Source organism: Pseudomonas sp. THAF187a, from assembly GCF_009363395.1.
GTDB lineage: Bacteria > Pseudomonadota > Gammaproteobacteria > Pseudomonadales > Pseudomonadaceae > Aquipseudomonas > Aquipseudomonas khazarica.
Map to the genome: position 1 here is coordinate 2,605,373 of NZ_CP045349.1, position 19,763 is coordinate 2,625,135.

General features: G+C 62.7%; 16 protein-coding genes and 1 pseudogene. 12 read left to right on the forward strand and 5 right to left on the reverse strand.

The features are described 5' to 3' along the window. Positions 1–92 precede the first annotated feature (92 nt). Together FIV02_RS25280 and FIV02_RS25285 are read left to right on the forward strand one after the other, a co-directional pair. Positions 93–1,070: pseudogene (locus FIV02_RS25280) on the forward strand (cache domain-containing protein); the annotation flags it as partial. Between the two features lie 201 nt (positions 1,071–1,271). After that, positions 1,272–1,976, forward strand: coding sequence for a methyl-accepting chemotaxis protein (locus tag FIV02_RS25285; protein WP_371923281.1), 705 nt, complete (start codon positions 1,272–1,274; stop codon positions 1,974–1,976). 98 nt (positions 1,977–2,074) lie between these two features. Here FIV02_RS25285 and FIV02_RS12125 read toward each other — a convergent pair whose 3' ends face one another. The 3 genes from FIV02_RS12125 to FIV02_RS12135 are packed head-to-tail and all read right to left on the reverse strand — an operon-like array spanning position 2,075 to position 4,992. Beyond that, positions 2,075–3,151: a polyamine ABC transporter substrate-binding protein gene (locus FIV02_RS12125; protein ID WP_152488742.1), complete on the reverse strand. Its 1,077-nt coding sequence runs from the start codon at positions 3,149–3,151 to the stop codon at positions 2,075–2,077. 51 nt (positions 3,152–3,202) lie between these two features. Next, a complete protein-coding gene (locus tag FIV02_RS12130; protein ID WP_152488743.1) occupies positions 3,203–3,544 on the reverse strand; it encodes a cupin domain-containing protein in 342 nt (113 codons plus the stop codon). Between the two features lie 41 nt (positions 3,545–3,585). Then, positions 3,586–4,992 (reverse strand): FAD-binding oxidoreductase, encoded by a 1,407-nt coding sequence (locus FIV02_RS12135; RefSeq protein ID WP_152488744.1) that lies wholly within the window; start codon positions 4,990–4,992, stop codon positions 3,586–3,588. 238 nt (positions 4,993–5,230) lie between these two features. On the opposite strand from FIV02_RS12135, the gene FIV02_RS12140 reads away from it, so the two are divergent. The 7 genes from FIV02_RS12140 (at position 5,231) to FIV02_RS12170 (ending at position 14,710) form a co-directional block, all read left to right on the forward strand. Beyond that, a complete protein-coding gene (locus FIV02_RS12140) occupies positions 5,231–7,273 on the forward strand; it encodes a type VI secretion system tip protein VgrG (RefSeq protein ID WP_152488745.1) in 2,043 nt (680 codons plus the stop codon). After that, positions 7,270–8,130 carry a DUF4123 domain-containing protein gene (locus FIV02_RS12145; RefSeq protein WP_152488746.1) on the forward strand — a complete coding sequence of 287 codons (861 nt, stop codon included), beginning with the start codon at positions 7,270–7,272 and terminating at the stop codon, positions 8,128–8,130. Before FIV02_RS12140 ends, FIV02_RS12145 begins: the two co-directional genes overlap by 4 nt. Then, entirely contained in the window at positions 8,127–11,381 is a 3,255-nt protein-coding gene (locus FIV02_RS12150; protein ID WP_152488747.1) for a toxin VasX, read from the forward strand. Before FIV02_RS12145 ends, FIV02_RS12150 begins: the two co-directional genes overlap by 4 nt. Then, the gene (locus FIV02_RS12155) at positions 11,381–12,361 is read left to right on the forward strand and encodes a hypothetical protein (RefSeq protein ID WP_152488748.1); all 981 of its coding nucleotides are present in this window, start codon (positions 11,381–11,383) and stop codon (positions 12,359–12,361) included. The genes FIV02_RS12150 and FIV02_RS12155 overlap by 1 nt, the downstream gene beginning before the upstream one ends. 12 nt (positions 12,362–12,373) lie before the next feature. Next, positions 12,374–12,610, forward strand: a complete 237-nt coding sequence (locus tag FIV02_RS12160) for a hypothetical protein (RefSeq protein ID WP_152488749.1) — start codon at positions 12,374–12,376, stop codon at positions 12,608–12,610. Next, on the forward strand, positions 12,610–13,557 hold the full coding sequence (locus FIV02_RS12165; RefSeq protein WP_152488750.1) for a DUF6708 domain-containing protein: 948 nt from the start codon (positions 12,610–12,612) through the stop codon (positions 13,555–13,557). The genes FIV02_RS12160 and FIV02_RS12165 overlap by 1 nt, the downstream gene beginning before the upstream one ends. Positions 13,558–13,747: 190 nt before the next feature. Then, a complete protein-coding gene (locus FIV02_RS12170) occupies positions 13,748–14,710 on the forward strand; it encodes a hypothetical protein (RefSeq protein WP_256663120.1) in 963 nt (320 codons plus the stop codon). Between the two features lie 130 nt (positions 14,711–14,840). Here the strand turns inward: FIV02_RS12170 and FIV02_RS12175 are convergent, their stop codons facing one another. After that, complete coding sequence (locus tag FIV02_RS12175; protein ID WP_134677923.1) at positions 14,841–15,668, reverse strand: nuclear transport factor 2 family protein; 828 nt, start codon at positions 15,666–15,668, stop codon at positions 14,841–14,843. Positions 15,669–15,786: 118 nt separating this feature from the next. Between FIV02_RS12175 and FIV02_RS12180 the strand changes: the two genes are divergently transcribed. Continuing rightward, positions 15,787–16,014: a DUF2970 domain-containing protein gene (locus tag FIV02_RS12180; RefSeq protein WP_134677922.1), complete on the forward strand. Its 228-nt coding sequence runs from the start codon at positions 15,787–15,789 to the stop codon at positions 16,012–16,014. Here the strand turns inward: FIV02_RS12180 and FIV02_RS12185 are convergent, their stop codons facing one another. After that, entirely contained in the window at positions 16,015–17,061 is a 1,047-nt protein-coding gene (locus FIV02_RS12185) for an ABC transporter substrate-binding protein (RefSeq protein ID WP_256663127.1), read from the reverse strand. Positions 17,062–17,509: 448 nt separating this feature from the next. Here FIV02_RS12185 and FIV02_RS12190 point away from each other — a divergent pair, with 448 nt between their 5' ends. After that, entirely contained in the window at positions 17,510–19,168 is a 1,659-nt protein-coding gene (locus FIV02_RS12190) for a nitrite/sulfite reductase (protein ID WP_152488751.1), read from the forward strand. After that, complete coding sequence (locus FIV02_RS12195) at positions 19,152–19,649, forward strand: DUF934 domain-containing protein (protein ID WP_152488752.1); 498 nt, start codon at positions 19,152–19,154, stop codon at positions 19,647–19,649. The genes FIV02_RS12190 and FIV02_RS12195 overlap by 17 nt, the downstream gene beginning before the upstream one ends. Positions 19,650–19,763: the final 114 nt, after the last annotated feature.

Consider the following 19,763-nt stretch of genomic DNA (forward strand, 5'->3'; position numbering starts at 1 on the left):
CCTGTCGGTGAAATACCGGCACTGTAATAGGTTTGCCACAAGCCGCATTGCATGGATGCAGCCCCGTCGTTTTGGCGCTCAGGAGCCCATTCATGAAGATTGCCCACAAGGTCGGTATCGCCGCCGCTACCGTGCTGTTCCTTACTACCAGCCTGCTGTCGCTGTCCCAGGTCAGCCAGGTGCGCGACACCCTGCGCAGTCAGGTCGAATCCAGTATCACCGAGTCGAGCAACGCGCTCGCCAGGCAGATCGAGAACTGGCTCAACGCCAAGTTGCGCCTGATCGACCTGATGGCACAGACCATCGACAGCAGCTACAGCCCGGAAGAAAACCAGCGGGTATTCGATGCCCCGCTGCTGAAGAACGAGTTCATTCTGGTGTTCGGCGCACTGGAAGCGGACGGCAAGCCGATCAAGAACAGTGACGAGTGGAAGCCCAGCGCCGACTGGGATGGCCGCAAACGCCCGTGGTACGCCACCGGCAAGGCCGGCAGCCAGGCCGTGCTGACCGAACCCTACGTCGACTCCACCACCAACGAAATTCTCATCTCCGCCGTCGCCCGGATCAGCGACGCAGGCAAGTTCCTCGGCGTATTCGGCGGCGACATCCGCCTGCAGTCGGTCGCCGACGCGGTCAACACCCTGGACTTCAACGGCGCCGGCTACGCCTTCCTGCTCAGCCGCTCGGGCAACATCATTTCCCACCCGGACGCCAGCTACAACGGCAAGGCCTACAGCGAGCTGTTCGATGGCCAGAGCCCGGCCCTGGGCAAGGAACTGCACGAGGTCGATGCCGACGGCAAGAGCCTGCTGGTGTCCTTCACCCCCCTGCCCAACCTGCGTGGCATGGACTGGTACATCGGCGTGGTGCTCGACGAGAGCGTGGTGATGGCCGAGGCCGATCGCCTGACCTGGCTGGCCGTGGGTGGCACCGTGGTAGGCGTGGCCATCAGCCTGGTGGTGCTCGGCCTGCTGATGAACAGCCTGCTCAAGCCGCTCGGCCTGCTCAGCACCTCGCTGCGCGAGATCAACAGCGGCGAAGGCGACCTGACCCGGCGTCTGGCGATCACCAGCAATGACGAGATCGGCGAGCTGTCGCTGGAGTTCAACCGCTTCCTGCAAACCCTGCAGACGTTGATCGGCGACGTGATGGGCAGCTCGCACCAGGTGCGCGAAAGCACCGCGCTGACATCGCAGGAGTCGGAACAGGCCGCCCGCCGCCTGCAGGAGCAGCTGCAGGAACTCGATCAGCTGGCCACCGCCATGCAGGAGATGGCCTCCACCGCCGAGGAGGTGGCACGCAACGCCCAGGCAGCAGCCCAGGCGGCCGTCGCGGCCAACGAGGAGACCGAAAGCGGCGTGCGCGTAGTCTCGCAGTCGAGTTCGGCGATTCGCCACCTGGCCGACGAGATGGACCAGACCAGCCACGCGATCAACGAGCTGGCCAAGCTCAGCCACAACATCGAGTCGATCCTGCAGGTGATCACCAGCATCGCCGAGCAGACCAACCTGCTGGCCCTCAACGCCGCCATCGAGGCCGCGCGTGCCGGCGAGTCCGGTCGCGGCTTCGCCGTGGTCGCCGACGAGGTTCGTTCGCTGGCTTCGCGCACGCAGCAGGCGACCCAGGAAATCCGCCAGATGATCGACCAGCTGCAGGGCGGCGTACGCCAGGCGGAAAGCCGCATGCAGCAGAGCCGTGATACGGCCAGCAAGACCGCCGAAGAAGCCGGCGCGGCCAACGACATGCTCGGCCGCATCCGCGAGGCGATCACCCGCATCAACGACATGAACCTGCAGATCGCCACGGCGGCCGAGGAACAGAGCGCGACCACCGAGGAAATCAACCGCAACACCACCAACATCCGCGACATCAGTCATGAGCTGGCTGGCGGCGCCGAGCAACAGGTGCGTCAGTGCGCCTCGATGGTGGAACAGGTTGGCCAGCAGGACAGCCTGCTGGGGCGCTTCAAGGTCTGATGTCTGGGCAGGCAGCGCCTGGCTGCCAGCGAAGCACAGGAAAACGCCGCGAGCCTGCAGAGGCTCGCGGCGTTTGTGCTATCCAGGGTTGGGGGTGATCAGACGCCGCTCTTGACCTTGCTCCAGATGCGCGTGCGCACCCGGTCGATCTTCAGCGGCATGGCCTCCAGCGTGTACAGCTTGTCCATCACCGACTCTGGCGGGTACACGGTCGGGTCGGCTTTCAGGGCGGGCTCGACCAGCGCATCGGCCTTGGCGTTGCCATTGGCATACTTCACGTGGTTGCTGATGGCCGCCATCACTTCCGGCTGTAGCAGGTAGTTCATGAAGGCGTAGGCGCCCTCCTCGTTGCTGGCGTCGACTGGCATCGCCACCATGTCGAACCAGATCGGCGCGCCCTCCTTGGGGATCTCATAGCGGATCTTCACCCCGTTGCCTGCCTCGGCCGCTCGCGCGCCGGCCTGCATGATGTCGCCGGAGAAACCCACGGCCATGCAGATCTCGCCATTGGCCAGGTCGCCGACGTACTTGGACGAGTGGAAATAACGCACGTTCTTGCGCATCTCCATCAGCAGTGCCTCGGCACGCTTGTAGTCGTCAGGGTTCTTGCTGTGATGGGGCAAGCCCAGGTGATGCAGGGCGATGGGCAGCATCTCCGGACCGTTGTCCAGAATCGCCACGCCACACTGGCTGAGCCTGGCCAGCTTGCTCGGGTCGAACAACACGTCCCAGCTGTCCATCGCCGCATCGTCGCCCAGCACCTCACGCACCTTGTCGACGTTGTAGCCGATGCCGGTGCTGCCCCACAGATAGGGGAAACCATGCGTGTTACCGGGGTCGTTCACCTCCAGCGCCTTCATCAGCACCGGGTTGAGGTTGCTCCAGTTGGACAGCTTGCTGCGGTCCAGCTGCTTCAGCGCACCGCCCTGAATCTGCCGGGCCATGAAGTGGTTGGAGGGAAACACCACGTCATAGCCTGAACGCCCGGCCATCAGCTTGGCGTCCAGCGTCTCGTTGCTGTCGTAGACATCGTAGTGCGTCGCCAGGCCGCTGCTCTGCTCGAACTGCTTGAGCGTGTCCGGGGCGATGTAGTCGGTCCAGTTGTAGATGCGCACGCTGTCGGCGGCGTGGGCGGTACCGGCCAGCAACAGGCACGGTAGGAGTTTCTTCAGCATGGGTTACCTCGTGAGTTGTTGTTCTAGGCAGTCACTGAAAAAAGCGCCGGATCAGAAGATCAGCACATAGGTCTTGCGCAGCGTTTCTTGTATGTCCCAGATGCCCAGGGTGTTGGCCGGCAACATCAGTGCGTCACCTGCTGCGATCTCGATCGGTTCGCCGCCATCCGGGGTGAAGGTGCAGCGCCCGGCGATGAAGTGGCAGAACTCCTGCTGCACGATCTGCCGGCGCCAACGCCCCGGCGTGCACTCCCAGACGCCGGTCTCGACGCCATCGCTGCGTTCGACGCTGGTGGTCGAGGCCACCGCCACCGGCTCGCTCAGCGGCACGGCCACCGGGTTGGACTCATCCAGGACGATGTCCGGGGTATTGCGGAAATGGGTGATGTTCATATGAGCTCCAGGTTGAAGTTCGGTGAGAGCCAGGCACTCGCTCAGCTCATCAGGCTTTCCATGCGCCCCGCCACGGCTTGCGCCAGGCGTCGTCGCCAGGCCGGGCTGCGCGGGTTGGCGAGCACCTCGTCCTCGTGGACGAAGCTGCGGATGATCGCGTTGTAACCGAGCCAGCGGCATGGCTCGGGCTCCCAGCGGCGCAGACGGGAAACCGGGCTGTCGGCCAGCACCCAGGGCTGTCGCAGCAGTTCGCTGTCATGTCCGAGAATCAGGTCGGCCAGGGTTCGCCCGGCCAGGTTGGTGGCCCCCACGCCCTCGCCACCGTAACCGCCGGCCAGGGCGATCCGGTTGCGCGCATCGCGCAACATGTGCGGCTGGAAGCGTCGCGCCATGCCGAGGTTGCCGCCCCATGAGTGGGTGAAGCGCACGTTACGCAGTTGCGGGAAGATTTCCCCCATCAGGTAGCGACGCAGGTCCAGTTCGTCCCGGGTCAGGCTGAAGTCGCTGCGCAGGCGCCCGCCGAAGCGATAGCCGCCACGCGCGCCGAAGATCAGCCGATCATCCAGGCTGCGCTGGCCGTAGGTGACCTGCCGGCTGAACTCGCTGAACGCCTGGCCACGTTCCAGGCCGATTCCCGCCCATACATCCGCAGGCAAGGGCTCGGTGGCGACGATCAGGCTCTGCACCGGCAGCTGGTGATTGCCCAGCGGCGGCAGGGTCGCGGCATAGCCCTCGATGGCCGGCACCACCCAGTCGGCCGTGACGCGACCCTGGGCAGTGCGCACCACACCGGGCTGCCAGTCGATCACCGGGCTGCGTTCATACAGCTCGACACCCATGCCCTCGACGCAGCGGGCCAGCCCGCGCACCAGCCTGGCGGGCTGAATGGTCGCGCAGTGCGGGCTATACAGCGCACCGTAGGCATTGGCCATACGCAACTGCTCGCCCAGTTCGCTCGGTGCCAGCCAGCGATAGTCCTCCTCCCCCAGGCCCAGGGCGCGCAGTTCGGCGAGATACTCGCGCAAGCGCACCTCCTGCTCCGGGTAACGCGCGGCGCAATAGAGCACCCCGCCCTTGCGCAGGTCGCAGTCGATGTCCTCGCGCCCGACCACTGCCGCCACCTCATCGGGAATGCCGTGCAGCAGGTCGAACGAGGCCTTGCGTTCGGCCGCGGGCAAGGCGGCCAGCATGCGATCCTCGCCGAGCAGATTGCCCATCAGCCAGCCACCGTTGCGCCCGGAGGCGCCGAAGCCTGCGGTCTCGGCCTCCAGGATCACCACGCGCAGCTGTGGCGCCTGGCGCTTGAGGTAGTAGGCCGTCCACAGCCCGGTATAGCCCGCGCCGATGATCGCCACGTCCGCCTGCAGGTCCGCCTGCAAGGCGGCTCGCGCCTGCAGGGGGTCGTCGAGCTGATCCATCCACAGGCTGATGTTGCGCCAGGAATTCATCCTCGCCTCCGTCATCAATCGATGGCCCAAGGCTAGAGGCGTCGAACGGTCGCTGTCTTGCGTGCGTGCCCGCGAGGAAAATTGCCGACCTGCCCGATCCGGCCGGCTAGCCCGTGCAGTCCGCACAAGGGCGTATCGCCTAGCGTGACCCAGGTCATGCTATCGCCCGGCCAGTATTGATCCTGCCACCTGAGCTGGGCACCCTATGCCCTGCCCGGATCTAAGGAAGGAAACCGCCATGCTGGATGCCAACCAGGCGCATATCACCCTCACCATTCCCGCCGTCGAAAGCGACCTGCAAGTGCTCTCGTTCACTGGCCGGGAAATGCTCAACAAGCCCTACCGCTTCGATATCGAGCTGGTCAGCCCGCGTGCCGACCTCGACCTCAACGAGCTGATCAACCAGACCGCCTACCTGGCCTTCGGCCCGAGCGACAAGGGTGTCCACGGCATCATTCATGGCATCACCCAGGGCGACTCCGGCAAGCGCCTGACGCGCTACCACATCGACCTGCGCCCCAGCCTGGCCTACCTGGGCCACAGCTTCGACCAGCGCATCTTCCAGCACCTGACCGCCCCGCAGATCATCGCCGCCGTACTTGAAGAACACGGCCTGCTGGACGGCACCGACTACCGCATGCAGTTCGGCCCCTACGTCTACCCCGAGCGCATCTACTGCACCCAGTACGACGAGAGCGACCTGCGTTTCATCCAGCGCCTGTGCGAGGAAGAAGGGATCAGCTTCCACTTCCAGCACAGCGAGGACGGCCATGTGCTGGTGTTTGGCGATGACGCCAGCGTCTTCCCCAAGCTCGATCCGCTGAACTACCAGCAGGACAGCGGCCTCTCCGCCGACAACGAAGTGGTCAGCGTCTTCGGCGTGCGCATGGAAACACGCAGCACTCAGGCCACCTGGCGCGACTACGACTTCGAGCAGCCCAAACTGCAGATGGAGGCGGACTACAGCAGCGAGTTCACCCCGGCGCTGGAGGTCTACGACTATCCCGGACGCTTCACCGATCGCACCCGCGGCAAGCACCTGGCCAAGCGCAGCCTGGAGCGCCTGCGCAGCGACTACGAGCTCGCCGAGGGCAAGAGCGACGCCTACCTGGCCAGCGGCCACTTCCTGGCGCTGGCCGGCCACCCGCGTGAACAGTGGAACGACCTCTGGCTGCTGTGCGAAGTCATCCACGAAGGCAAGCAACCGCAGGTGCTGGAAGAGTCGGTCACCAGCCACACCCAGCCGGGTGACGGCTTCCAGCAGGGCTACCGCAACCGCTTCGTCGCCACGCCCTGGGACATTCCCTATCGCCCACTGCTCGAACATCCCAAGCCCAAGGTCCTGGGCAGCCAGACCGCCGTCGTCACCGGCCCAGCCGGCGAAGAGATCCACTGCGACCAGTACGGCCGGGTGAAAGTGCAGTTCCACTGGGACCGCGACGGCATCGGCAATGACACCACCAGTTGCTGGCTGCGTGTGGCCTCCAACTGGGCCGGCGATGCCTACGGCGGCGTGGCCATCCCGCGGGTGGGCATGGAAGTGCTGGTGACCTTCCTGGAGGGCGACCCCGACCAACCCCTGGTCACCGGTTGCCTCTACCACGCCGAGCATGTGGTGCCCTACGAGCTGCCCGCGAACAAGACCCGCAGCCTGTTCAAGACCCTGAGCAGCCCAGGTGGCGGCGGCTACAACGAATTCCGCATCGAAGACCGCAAGGGCGCCGAGCAGATCTACATCCACGCCGAGCGCGACTGGGACGAGAACGTCGAGCACGACCAGAAGATCCGCATCGGCAACGAACGCCACGACACCGTCGAAGCCAACAGCTACGCGGAAATGCAGGCCGAGGAACACCGCACCACCGACCTCGACCGCAAGATCGAAGTGCGCGCCAACGACCACCTCACCGTCGCCACCACCCAGCACAACAAGATCGGCACCGGCCAGTTCATCGAAGCGGGCAGCGAGATTCACTACAACGCCGGCAGCAAGGTGGTGATCGACGCCGGCATGGAACTCACCGCCGCCGCCGGCGGCAGCTTCGTCAAACTCGACCCCAGCGGCGTGACCATCAGCGGCGCGACGATCAAGATGAACTCCGGGGGTGGGCCGGGTAGCGGTTCTGGCGCCAAACCCATCCTGCCGGGAATAGTGAAGCCAGCGGACGCCGACAAGGCCGGTAATTTGCTGATCCAGGCCCAGAAGCAGGCGCTGCAACGTGCAGCCAGCCAGGCGCAGCCCTTCTGCGCCATTTGCCAGCAGATGGAGCAGAAACAATGAGCGAGCAGCTCCGGCAATACCTGCTGCTCGACGGAGCGCAGATCGACAATCTGCTGGCGCAGCTCTACCAGTTGGAAGACAGCCCAAACCTCCACCACCTCTACCAGGGCACTCTTTACGAAGCCCTGGCCGATGCCGGACCGGTTCTGGTTCAGCTTCAGCCAGACAGCCGATTGGAGGCGCATTTTGTCGAACACTGGCAGGCAGCGGCTGGTATCTGGCTGGAAAGCACTGCGCACACCCAAGATTTGGTCGAGCATCTACGCAGCCTGGCCCATGTCAGCGTGCAAGGCGTGACGGTTTTACTGCGCTACTACGACCCAAGAGTGATGCGCCATTGGCTGGTCGAACTGCCCAGTGAAGAGCGCGACTACCTGATGGGGCCGATCCAGCGTATTCGCGTTGCATCTCAACAAGTGGAGGACGAGCCGATCCGACTGCAGCGCCAGAACGCATCACCAGCCGCTCGTTATGAGGACACTCCCTGGCTCCACCTGAGTAGCGATACCGTTGAGCGACTGAATCGTGCTCATCTGGAAGCCTTTGACGAGCAATTGCTTGCCCACGTCGACCATTACTTTCCCTACTGTCTGGCCGGTCAGGATGCTAGCGCTCGCCAGGCCTGGGTACTTAACTGCCGAAACAGTGCCAACGCCCACGGTTACAGCAGGGCCGATCAGGTGGTGCAATGGGCCAATCTGTGTGCCGTACTGGGAACGGAATTCCCCCATGCTCCATCACACCTGACCTATCGCCAGATACTAGATACGCCTAGCTTGCGCCCCGAACAACGCCTGGAGCGCATGACTCTGGAACTGCAACGGCAACTGCTGACCGACAAGGAAGTCACCGCATGACCACTTCGAACCAAAACCAGGCCGTCAACCTGGCGTCTGCCAATAAGGCCGCCAAGCAGGATTTCCCTGCGGAAGACCTGGGCAGCCCGGCAAGCGCCTGCCCGGCCAGGCAGGCGGAAGTGTTCGTGGTACCGGTACGTTATGCCTTGAGTGAGGAGAAGGCCGAGCACATCTCGGTGCAGCCGATTCGCCAGACGTTCAGCCACCCGATGGCGCTGCGCCGCTTGCGGTCTGGTTACTTGTATCTGTGGCAGGCTGATGGACCCTTGCAACGCTTCGCCGTGGCGGAGGATGGCCGCTTGCTGGAACAACCCCTCGAGGCCGGGCACAGCGAACTCACCCAGGGCATGCTGACGGGCCTCAAGCTGAACAAGGCCCGGAGTGCCTGGATGATGCACACCGAGCGGCCCTTGTCGGTACAGCATTGTGACGAGTTGAAAACCCCGAGCGTTCGCCGCCGGCATATGCGTCAGCTCGATTTGCCAGGCGTCGCCCGCGAACTCACGGCAGAGCACTGCCCGCCGCTGAGTGAAGCCTCACAGTTGATCGCCGAGTTGCTGCCGGAAAGTTACGACAAGGCACTGGCCGCCGAGCATGTCGAAAATGGTGAGCAGCAGCAACAAAGGCTCGATCAGGTCTACGCCACCTTCGACACCGCAGAGCAAAATGCGGCGGCAGCCGACGCCTGGTTACGGCTCAAAGCCCAGCAGAACAAGTGCAGCGCGGCAGCCGAGAGGCATCCCGATGCCGCCGAGCACAAGCCGGGTGAGTGGAGCACAGTGGCCTGGGATGCCTTTGCCTGTGAGGCGTGGCTCGATCTGGCGCGCAGCCAGGCCGGCGCATTGCACGCCGTGCTGGCATGCCTGGATGACGATCTGGGCGCCCTGCGCGATCTCAACAATGAGCAGGGATTGATCAGTACCCGTCATGAGCAATGGAACCAGCAGAACGGCAACAAGGGCATGATTGCCGGTTTCATCAACAGCCTGATCAACGAGGACGGCGCGGAGCTGAGCAACCTCATCAACTACCGCTACAGGCCCGGCGAAGAGCTACAACTGACGCCCGAAGAAGGCGACCAGTTGCTCAAGGCGCACAGCGACCTCAAGCCGTTGCTCGACGAGGAAACCCGCATCAACCACGAACGTGGCCGGCAATACAGCCACGCTCAGGCCGATGAATTGCTGCGCCAGGTGCACTACGACGAGCAACAGGTGCTGCTGCCGACTCGCCGCTTCATACCGCCGCACCTGCACAATGAAATCCGCTCAGTGGTGATGGGCTACACCGCCGACAAAGCGCGCAACATGAGCGACAGCAGAAGCGGCGCACAGGTGGCCGAGCGGGTACGCCTGGACGCCATGCAAAGCTGGATGAACGACGAAGCCGCGCCGCATCACCGCTGGCTGGCCGAACGGCGCGACAGCCTGCTGCAAGACAGCGAAACCTTCCTGGCCGTGCACGGTGATAGTCTCTGGTACGCGAATTACGACGACGCCGAGCATTGCGATTGGCTAAGCCACCTCAGCCTGGCGAGCCTGAGCGAGCTGTGCAGCAGCGGGCCGGGCATACAGGTGGCCGTCAACCTGCTGCGCTCGCCCTCGCCGGAACGCCCCTTCAGCCTGTTGAGCAATGGTTTCAGCCCTGAATTGGTCGACTTGTCCGAACGTTCGGACGAGGTCACGGCGGCGCTGACCAGCCAGAACCAGGCCGCCATCGGGCAACTGCTTGGCTCCCTGGTCAGCCAGGGCAAGCTTGCCTGGCTCAGTGAACTGGGCGGCACCGATGGCAACGACTGGAACCGGGCCATGTCCCGCCTGGCGGCTGCATTCGGTTCTCTGGAACTGGAGCACCTGAACGGCACGGCCAACACGCCGAACCTGATCGCGCGCTTCCCTCTGCCGCTGCAAGGCCTGCTGCTGGTCGTGCGATGGAGTTCCGGCGTGGTGATCAAAAGCGGCCAGCTCGGTTTCAGCCTCAGTGGCGCCGTGGGCCAACGCCTGTGGGACTGGAGCCTGGAGGCTGGGCGACAACTGCAAAGAGGCCTGGAACCGAACGTTGCCGCCATTCGCAACCTCAACACCCTGGGCGGCGTGCTGCCGCTGACCGCCCTGCTGCTGCATCTGAACAACCTGGCGCAGCTTGAACAGCGCGACCAGGGGCGGGAGCTGGATGCTGTTCGTGATTGGGAGCATAAGGCAGAAAGCCTGAAAGTGGCCGCTGCGCTATCGGCTGTGATTGGAGCGAGTTGGGAGGCCACAGGACGGATTGCGGTTAGGGTGGAGCTGCCACTAATAAATCGTGCATATCAAGCACCTATCGTTACTCTGTTTGCATTCACTACAGGTGCATTTGCCGCCGTGGCGGCTGCTTTTGATCTCGCCAAACTTTCGGCCGAAATGCAGAAAGAGGATGCCTACTGGAGCGGCAACCACTGGGCGCGTCTGGGGCACGATGGCGCCGTACTGGGCCTGATGGCCACACAGACCGGCCTCGGCGGCTACGCCACCTATATGGCCCTGACCAATCGCTGGACAATTGGTGAGGCGATCAAATGGTTCAGCCTGCGCATCGTGCCGGTGAACTGGCTGATCCTGATCGTCGAAGGCATGTACCTGGCCTGGAACTACTTCAAGGACAGCGAACTGCAGCAGTTCCTCGAACAATGCTGCTGGGGCAATACACGCCGCTGGGACGACAGCCCCGAACAGGCCAGCGCCGAGCTGCAAACCCTGATCAATCTGCTGTTCAAGCCCAGGCTGCAAGCCACAGGGCTGCTGACCAGTCGCCACTCGGGCGGCAGCGACCACAGCATCGTCATCGGCAATAAAACCGACAGCCTGCAACTCTACCTGCCCGGTGCCGACCCAATCCACACCCAGTTGCACCTGCGCCTGGCAGCCATCAACACCGCTGGCACGCCTACTGACTGCACTCGTCAATGGCTGGCCACTGTGCAAAGTCAGTGGCTACCCATCCACCAGGGCATGGGCTTGCGCCTGAGCGGCAAGCTGCCGGCACAGCCGGAGGGCGGCCACTGGCAGTTGCAGGTGATCTACCACAGCCCCCTGGCCATGCTGACCGGCACCCTCAACCCCCGCCAACTGGTGGTCGGTGGCAATCAGGGCATGCGCTATATCATCCGCGGCACCAGCATTACCGAGCATGGCAGCAACGATGGCCCGCTGGTCAGCGACCGCCTCCCCGCCGTTGAGGTCGAACGGACAGTCTTGACCCCCGAGGATCAGTGATGAACGCACAGGCCGGCGATGTCGAACGCGGCTTTCTCCGCCAGCAGGAGCATCTGGCCCCTTTGCCGATACCAACCGGGCAACCACCCCAGGATCTGATGAATATCATCTGGCGCAAGAACCCGGTTTATCTGGATATCGGTAGCTTTGCCATGGGGGGGGGGTGGATGACCTTGCACATGGGAACAGTTTTATTTATTGCGATTTCTGTTTGGGTCGCAGCAAGCTCTGCTGGCGTTCCAGGTGTAACTTGGGTCTATTTGGGTATTGTCCCATTGATGGGGGCGGCGATCATGGGGCCGCTTTGGTACTTTTTTATCAAGCAATGGCGCAAACCACTGACGCCCCCACTGCGCTTCAATCGCCAGCGCCGTGAGGTCTGCGTGACCGAGTCGGACGGCAACTACTGGTTCGTGCCCTGGGAGCGTGTGCATGCCGTATCCCCTAGCGCCCTCAGCCTCAACACGGGTGGTGCTAGCAAACAAGGCCAGTTGATCCTCTGGCTGCCCCTCGAAGGCCAGGAGCATGAGGCCTATGCGGAGAACAAACCGGGCTGGGTGATGATGCTCAATACCGGTGGGGGCATGGGGTCCATGGCGCAGTGGGAATGTATTCGCAGCTTTATGGAAGTCGGCCCGGAGGCAGTACCTGAAAATTCGCTCGATAAGGCCAAGGAAGTCGTACAGCGCGGCGGTTACTTAGGCATGTGGAAAGGCGTGGTACTGCAATTGGTCGACGAACTCCGGCACGGCAAGTTTGCGAAAGCCTGTATGACCTTTCTTGGTCTGACCATTTTCGGGATACCTTGGCTTGCGGTACTCGATACTCGAAAACTCGCCAATATCCCCGACCTCACCGCTCCCGAAGCAGTGGAATGGTCAAAGCCCCTGCCACCCGAGCAGTGGGCCAAACGCTCCCCGGAACTGGAGCGTGCCATTGCCGAGCGGGAGGCTGAGCTGGCTGCGTCATCGGCAGCATGACCGACAACCGGCATGCCCCCAGCAATGGCTGGCCACTGGCAGTTGCAGGTGATCTACCACAGCCCCCTGGCCATGCTGACCGGCACCCTCAGCCCCCACCAACTGGTGGTCGGTGGCAATCAGGGCATGCGCTATATCATCCGCGGCACCAGCATTACCGAGCATGGCAGCAGCGATGGCCCGCTGGTCAGCGACCGCCTCCCCGCCGTTGAGGTCGAACGGACAGTCTTGCCCCCCGAGGATCAGTGATGAACGCACAGGCCGGCGATATCGAACGCGGCTTTCTCCGCCAGCAGGAGCATCTGGCCCCTTTGCCTATCCCAACTGGGCAACCACCCCAGGATCTGATGAATATCATCTGGCGCAAAAACTCGGTTTATCTGGATATCGGTAGTTTCGCCATGGGAGGGGGGTGGATGACCCTTAATCTAGGAAATCTCATATTCGTTTGGGCTACTTGGTTGTTCGCGTCAACGGGACAAGTTTGGGAAACTCTTGCATTCATTGCCTTTTCCTCAGCACTGATGGGGACGCTCTGGTATCTGTTTATCAAGCAATGGCGCAAACCACTGACGCCCCCACTGCGCTTCAATCGTCAGCGCCGCGAGGTCTGCGTGACCGAACCGGACGGCAACTACTGGTTCGTGCCCTGGGAGCGTGTGCATGCTGTGTCTCCCAGCGCCCTTAGCCTCAATACCGGCGGTGCCAGCAAGCAGGGTGCATTGATCCTCTGGTTGCCCCTCGAAGGTCAGGAGCATGAGGCCTATGCGGAGAACAAACCGGGTTGGGTGATGATGCTCAATACCGGGGGTGGCATTGGCTCCATGGCGCAGTGGGAATGCATTCGCAGTTTTATGGAAATCGGCCCGGACGCGGTGCCTGACAGTTCTACCATTCGTAACACTGGGATGAACATCTGGGAAAGTTACCTGCATGACATCCGCGAGGCGGCAAGGAGCCGGGGCTGGTTGCTTGCCATCCTGTGGGAAGGATTTTTTGGACTACTGTTCAATACCATCTTGCTAGAACACTTACAGAGAAAGAAGCTTGCCCAGCTCCCCGACCTGACCGCCCCCGAAGCCGTGAAATGGTCAACCCCCCTGCCCCCTGAACAATGGGCCAAACGCTCCCCGGAACTGGAGCGTGCCATTGCCCGGCGAGAGGCTGAGCTAGCCCATGCCAGTAGCGAGACATGATCCAGGTCTTCGCCAAGCAATGGAGAGTCACTTACCCTCCGCTCCCGCCCTTCTCCGATTAGCTGGACGCTACTGAATCGACAATGCGTGCTATGAGGACAAACCGCTCAAGTGCATCTGCGGCCCCTGATCTTTCAACCCATCGAGGGGCTGTATATGCCGCCCCTGGATATCGACCTGAGTTAATGCCATGAGTTGGGAGAAATTACTGGGAGCCCTGGGCGACAAATTGTCCGGTAACGTCCCCTATGTCGCCTTGAAGGCCGATCAGCCGACTGGCCAGCAGCCGATGAACCTCTTCGATATTGAAGAGCAGACTGAGCATTACCTAACTTTGAAGGTGGGAGAAGAAAAGTATCGTGGGATGTTGACGGGAATATTGGGAGGTATAGGGGCGGGGGCTTTTATATTTATGGGGTTGCTTGAGATTTACTATGGAAGGGTCTGGGAAAGCATAGGAACCTTCTTAACGGCTATTCCTATACTAGTGCTCCCCTTTCTATGGGAAACATTGCGCCCTTTACCTTTGCCAATTCTGTTCAACCGCCGTACCCGCGAAGTCTATTTAGAACAGGATGGTGTTCTCTACCACTGCCCCTGGGATGAAATCGCTGCCGTGGCCTATGAATTCCGTTTGGTTGGCCCCTATACCGGCGCCACGCGCAGCGCGGCGCTGGAGGTGCTGATGCACCAGTACCAGCGGCCGGAGCGGCAGGTACTGGTTAGCCTGGGCGTGCCGATGGGCAAGGATCTGGACATGCAGTTGTGTTTCTGGGAATACCTGCGTGCCTATATGAACAACGGTCCCTGGTTCGACGAGCGGGGCAATCACAGCGAGTCCGATGCCTTTGTCAAAAGTCAGCTGGCGATCCAATTCAAATTCAGCGAGAAGCTTGGGCAGCATTGGCGGGAGTTGAAGACACGCCGCAAGGAGGCGGGTGGGCGCAATTACCTGCAACTGTCGGATTTATTCCAGCTATATGGCGGGATGCTTTTCTATCCCGTCGGGCTGATAGAGGAGTTCACCTACAAAGTGGCCAGCCGCCAGAGTGGCGCCAACTGGCCTGAGGTGGTGCGGGAACGGCTTGATCCGAACGGGCCGACCGAGCGTCTGATCGATGTGGAGCGTAATAGCGGCTCACTGGAGCTATGAGCCGGAGCCGCACGCTCATCGAACCAAGGACTCGGGCGCGCTTAAGATCAGCGCCGCCAAGCACCGCCAGAACCAGGGCATGGAACCTGTTCTGAACATCAGCAACCGCCTCTCACCCTACTCACCGCGCCTAGCTTGAACCGGCGGATTGCACTGCAGCATCATCCAGACGGCTTCGCAGATAGGCCTTCGGCGACAGCCCGGTATGCCGCTTGAAGCAGGTGTAGAACGCCGACAGCGAGTTGAAGCCCGCCGCAAAGGCCAGTTCGTCGATGCGCTTGAGGTCGCTGCCGGTCTGCAACCCGTCGAGCAGGTACTGCAGGCGGGCGCGGTTGACGTAGCGGTAGAAGCTTTCGCCGAGCACCTGGTTGAGCAAATGGGAAATCTGGTTGCGGCTATAGCCGGTGGCGGCCGCCACCTGTTGCAGGTCCAGCTCGGGGTCGAGAAACGGCTGGCTGCTCTGGAAGTACTCCTGCAGGTCCTGCGCCAGTTGCCCGAGCTGACGAGTCGACAGGCCCAGGCGACTGATCGCGGGCCGCGAAGCACCACCCTCACCCGCTCCGCGCGCCTCACGCACCAGGGTCGCGTATTCGTTGATACGCCAGATCAGGCCGTCGCGCACGGTAATGGCCTCGCCCGTGCGGAATGACACCAGCCCTTCCCCACCCTGCAAGCTGGTGCAGTACTGAATGAACGCGGTATGGCCGTCGATACGGATGCGATCGACATGCTCCAACAGCTCGCCCGGACGGCGCGGCAGGTTGTTTTCCACGTATTCACGCAGGTCCGCCAGGCGCATGCAGCGCTGCTGATAGAAGTCGTTGTATTCGATGTCCGGGTGGTACAGGGCCATCACCGCCTCGAGGTCACGGTGCTTCCAGCTCAGGTGGTAGCGCAGGATAGTCTCGCGGGTGCGCTCGGTCTGCGCGGCATCGTCGGGGAAAAGGTTCTCGGGCATGGTCGGTATCGGTTGTCGGCGCCCTGTCAGATTGCCTGATTCGCTCGAGCCAGCCTAGGCCGGTGTGCCGATTCGCCAGCAGCGGACTATGCTTGCTGCAGCGACGGAGAGGCTGACCATGAACGATCAGGAGAAAGACCCCGAACAGGCACCGCTGACGTTTCGGGAAATGTTGCAGAGCGTGCTGGCTGCCGCGCTCGGCGTGCAGAGCGGCAAGAACCGCAGCCGCGACTTCAGCCGGGGCAAGCCCGGCCACTTCATCATGCTGGGCGTGCTGTTCACCGTGCTGTTCGTCGTCATCCTGCTGGCGACAGTGAAGCTGATCCTGCACCTGGCGGTCGGCTGATCAGTCCAGCAGGCGGGCAACCGAACAGTCGTAGCGCTGCTGTTTCGGCTGCAGCTCGCTGCTGAAGCGCCGGAAATCCATGCCGATCTCGGCGCGAGACAGGCGCTCGAGTAGCGTCCTTGCCTGCGCCCGGTCGATCAGGCGCAGCAGATGCGCCACCTGGTCCTTGCCACCACGCTCGATGAAGTCGAAGCCCCTGGCGTGATCGTTGAGCATCACCAGCGCGCAGGCGCCAAGAAGAAAGTGCCCTGCCGCCAGCACCTCGATCCGGCCGTCGATGCGCGCCTGCAGCGCCCGCTCGGAGTTATTCAGGGCGGCATAGCGCAGTGCCCTGCCCAACTCTCCGGCTGCGCGCATGACGCCGAAGGCCATTTCATCGTTGGCGGCCCAGATCAGGCTCACGTCAGGATAACGAGGCAGCAGGCTGGACGCCTGCTCGTAGGCGCGCTGCTGTTGCCATTCACCATGTACGGCCTGCACCAGGCGCACGTGCGGCGCCTCGGCCAGTGCGCGATGCAGCCCGGCCAGGCGCAATTCGGAAGACGGCGTCTGCTTGACCCCGGAAAAGGCCAGCAGCTCGGCCGGCCGCCCCTCGCTCAGGGCGATCAGTTCCCGCCCCATCAGGTAACCCGCTTCCTCGTCATTGGGCACCAGGCTCCCCAGCCAGTTACCGTGGCGCTCGCGGCTGCCGCCGAGCAGCGCCTGCTGCTCCGGAGTCAGGGTGCTGTGCAGGGCGAACAGCTGGATATTGCTGCCTTCGAGCAGGCGCAACAGCGCGGGGGCCTGGAACTGTTCGTTGGTGAAGATCAGGTAATCGGGGTGATCCCCCCGCAGGACTTCATGAGCGTTGCCCAGCATGCGCGCCGGGTCGCGCTCACCGTAGAGCACTCTCAGCTCGAGGCCGAGGTCTTGCGCAGCATCCTGCATGTAGCGGGAATACTCGCGCCAGAACGGCTCATCGGAATGCCCCGGATTGAGGAACACGACGGAGGGCGCTCGCACCTGCGCCAGCGCCTGCACGCCGCACAGCACCAGCCATAGCCCCATCATCCACTTGATCACAGCGCGCCTCCGGAAAAACATCGGGGCGCAGTATAGGGCTCCAGTGGCAAAAGGCCGACCGCTGATGCGTGTCGGCCCCGATCCTTACTGTCCGCTGACCCAGAAGATCGCTGTACCGACCGCGATCAGGATCAGGCTGAAGATTGCCCAGGCATCGATGACGCTGTCGGCATTCTCGACTTCGCTGTGCTCGCTCATGGCTCCCCCTCTTCTTGTGCTTGTGGGTACCGCACAGTGCATTTAAGACCAGCCTTGCGGTTCGCTCAAACCTTCTGGTTATGCTCTGGGCTCGTCTTATTCCTTAAAGTCAGGTTTATATATTCAAACATCACTTTTACGCATAAACCTGAGCTGGTATCGTGCCCCGGCTCCTCGGGGAGTGCGCGGCCGTGCGCGCTGATTGGCAGTAAGTAGCCTGAAAACAGGACCCTTCATGTACGTATATGACCAGTACGATCAACAGATCGTCGAGGATCGCGTCAAGCAGTTCCGCGATCAAACCCGCCGCTACCTCGCCGGAGAGCTGAGCGGCGAGGAATTCCGCCCGCTGCGCCTGCAGAATGGCCTGTATATCCAGCGTTTCGCGCCCATGCTGCGTGTCGCGGTGCCTTACGGCCTGCTGTCGTCTGCCCAGGTTCGCGTACTGGCGCGCATCGCCCGCGACTACGACAAGGGTTACGCGCACATCAGTACCCGGCAGAACGTGCAGTACAACTGGCCGGAGCTGGAAGACGTACCGGAGATCCTTGCCGAGCTGGCCACCGTGCAGATGCACGCGATCCAGACCAGCGGCAACTGCATCCGCAACACCACCACCGACCAGTTCGCCGGCGTGGCCAAGGATGAAGTGGTCGATCCGCGCCCCTGGTGCGAGATCATCCGTCAGTGGTCGACCTTCCACCCCGAGTTCAGCCACCTGCCGCGCAAGTTCAAGATTGCCGTCAACGGTGCCGTCAGCGACCGCGCGGCCATCGAAGTGCACGACATCGGCCTGGAAGCGGTGAAGAACGACGACGGCGAGCTGGGCTTCCGTGTATCCGTCGGCGGCGGCCTGGGCCGTACCCCGATCGTCGGCAGCTTCATCAACGAGTTCCTGCCGTGGCAGCACCTGATTTCCTATCTCGATGCCATCCTGCGCGTGTACAACCGCTATGGCCGTCGTGACAACAAGTACAAGGCGCGCATCAAGATCCTGGTCAAGGCGCTGACCCCCGAAGTCTTCGCCGAGCGCGTCGACGCCGAGTGGGCGCACCTGAAGGATGGCCCGATGACGCTGACCGACGCCGAAGTCGCACGCGTTGCCGCGCACTTCGTCGACCCGGCCTATCAGGCCCTGCCAGACGAAGACGCCCTGCTCGCCCAGCAAGATGCCGAACACCCCGGTTTCGCCCGCTGGCGCCAGCGCAACACCTTCGCCCACAAGAAGCCGGGCTACGTGGCCGTGACCCTGTCGCTCAAGCCCACCGGCGTGGCACCGGGCGACGTCACCGACAAGCAGCTCGACGCCATCGCCGACCTGGCCGATCGCTACTGCTTCGGTGAAGTGCGCAACAGCCACAACCAGAACATCATCCTCGCCGACGTCGAACAGCGTCAGCTGTTCACCCTATGGGGCGAGCTGCGCGAACAGGGTTTCGCCACGCCGAACGTGGGCCTGCTGACCGACATCATCTGCTGCCCCGGCGGCGATTTCTGCTCGCTGGCCAACGCCAAGTCGATCCCGGTGGCCGAAGCCATCCAGCGCCGCTTCGACGATCTCGACTACCTGTTCGACATCGGCGACATCGACCTGAACATCTCCGGTTGCATGAACGCCTGTGGTCACCACCATGTCGGCCATATCGGCATTCTCGGCGTGGACAAGAAAGGCCAGGAGTTCTACCAGGTGTCGCTCGGCGGCAACGCCGGCCGCGATGCCAGCCTGGCGCAGATTCTCGGCCCGTCCTTCGCCCAGGACGACATGCCGGACGTGGTCGACAAGATCATCAAGGTCTACGTCGAACAACGCACCGAAGAAGAAAGCTTCCTCGATACCTACCGCCGCATCGGTATCGACCCGTTCAAGGAGCGCGTCTATGCAGCGAATCATTAAGAACGACCAGGTCATCGACGAGACCTGGCACCTGCTGGCCAAGGACGTGCCCCTGGACGCCATCCCCAATTGCGACGACGTCATCGTGCCGCTGGCGCTGTGGGTCGAGCATGGTCATGCGCTGAAAGCCCGCGATGGCGGCCTGGGCGTGTGGCTGGAGGCCGGCGAGGAAATCGAAGAGATCGCCGACGACCTGGCGCACTTCCAGGTCATCGCCCTGAACTTCCCCGCCTTCACCGACGGCCGCCACTCCTCCACCGCCTACCTGCTGCGCACCCGCTATGGCTACAAGGGCGAGGTGCGTGCCATCGGCGACATCCTCCGCGACCAGCTGTTCGCCCTGCGCCGCGTCGGCTTCGATGCCTTCGCCCTGCGTGCCGACAAGGACCCGGTCGATGCGCTGAAAGCCTTCGAGGACTACAGCGAGGTCTATCAGGCCTCGGCCGACCAGCCACAACCGCTGTTCCGCCGCCGCGCCTGAGCGCACCGACGAGAAACGCCCCGACTGGTTCGGGGCGTTTTCGTTTCCGGGCTACCGCCCGTGCAATCCATTCGAACCGTCACCTCCCCGCGCAGTCGGACTCATTGAGCCCAT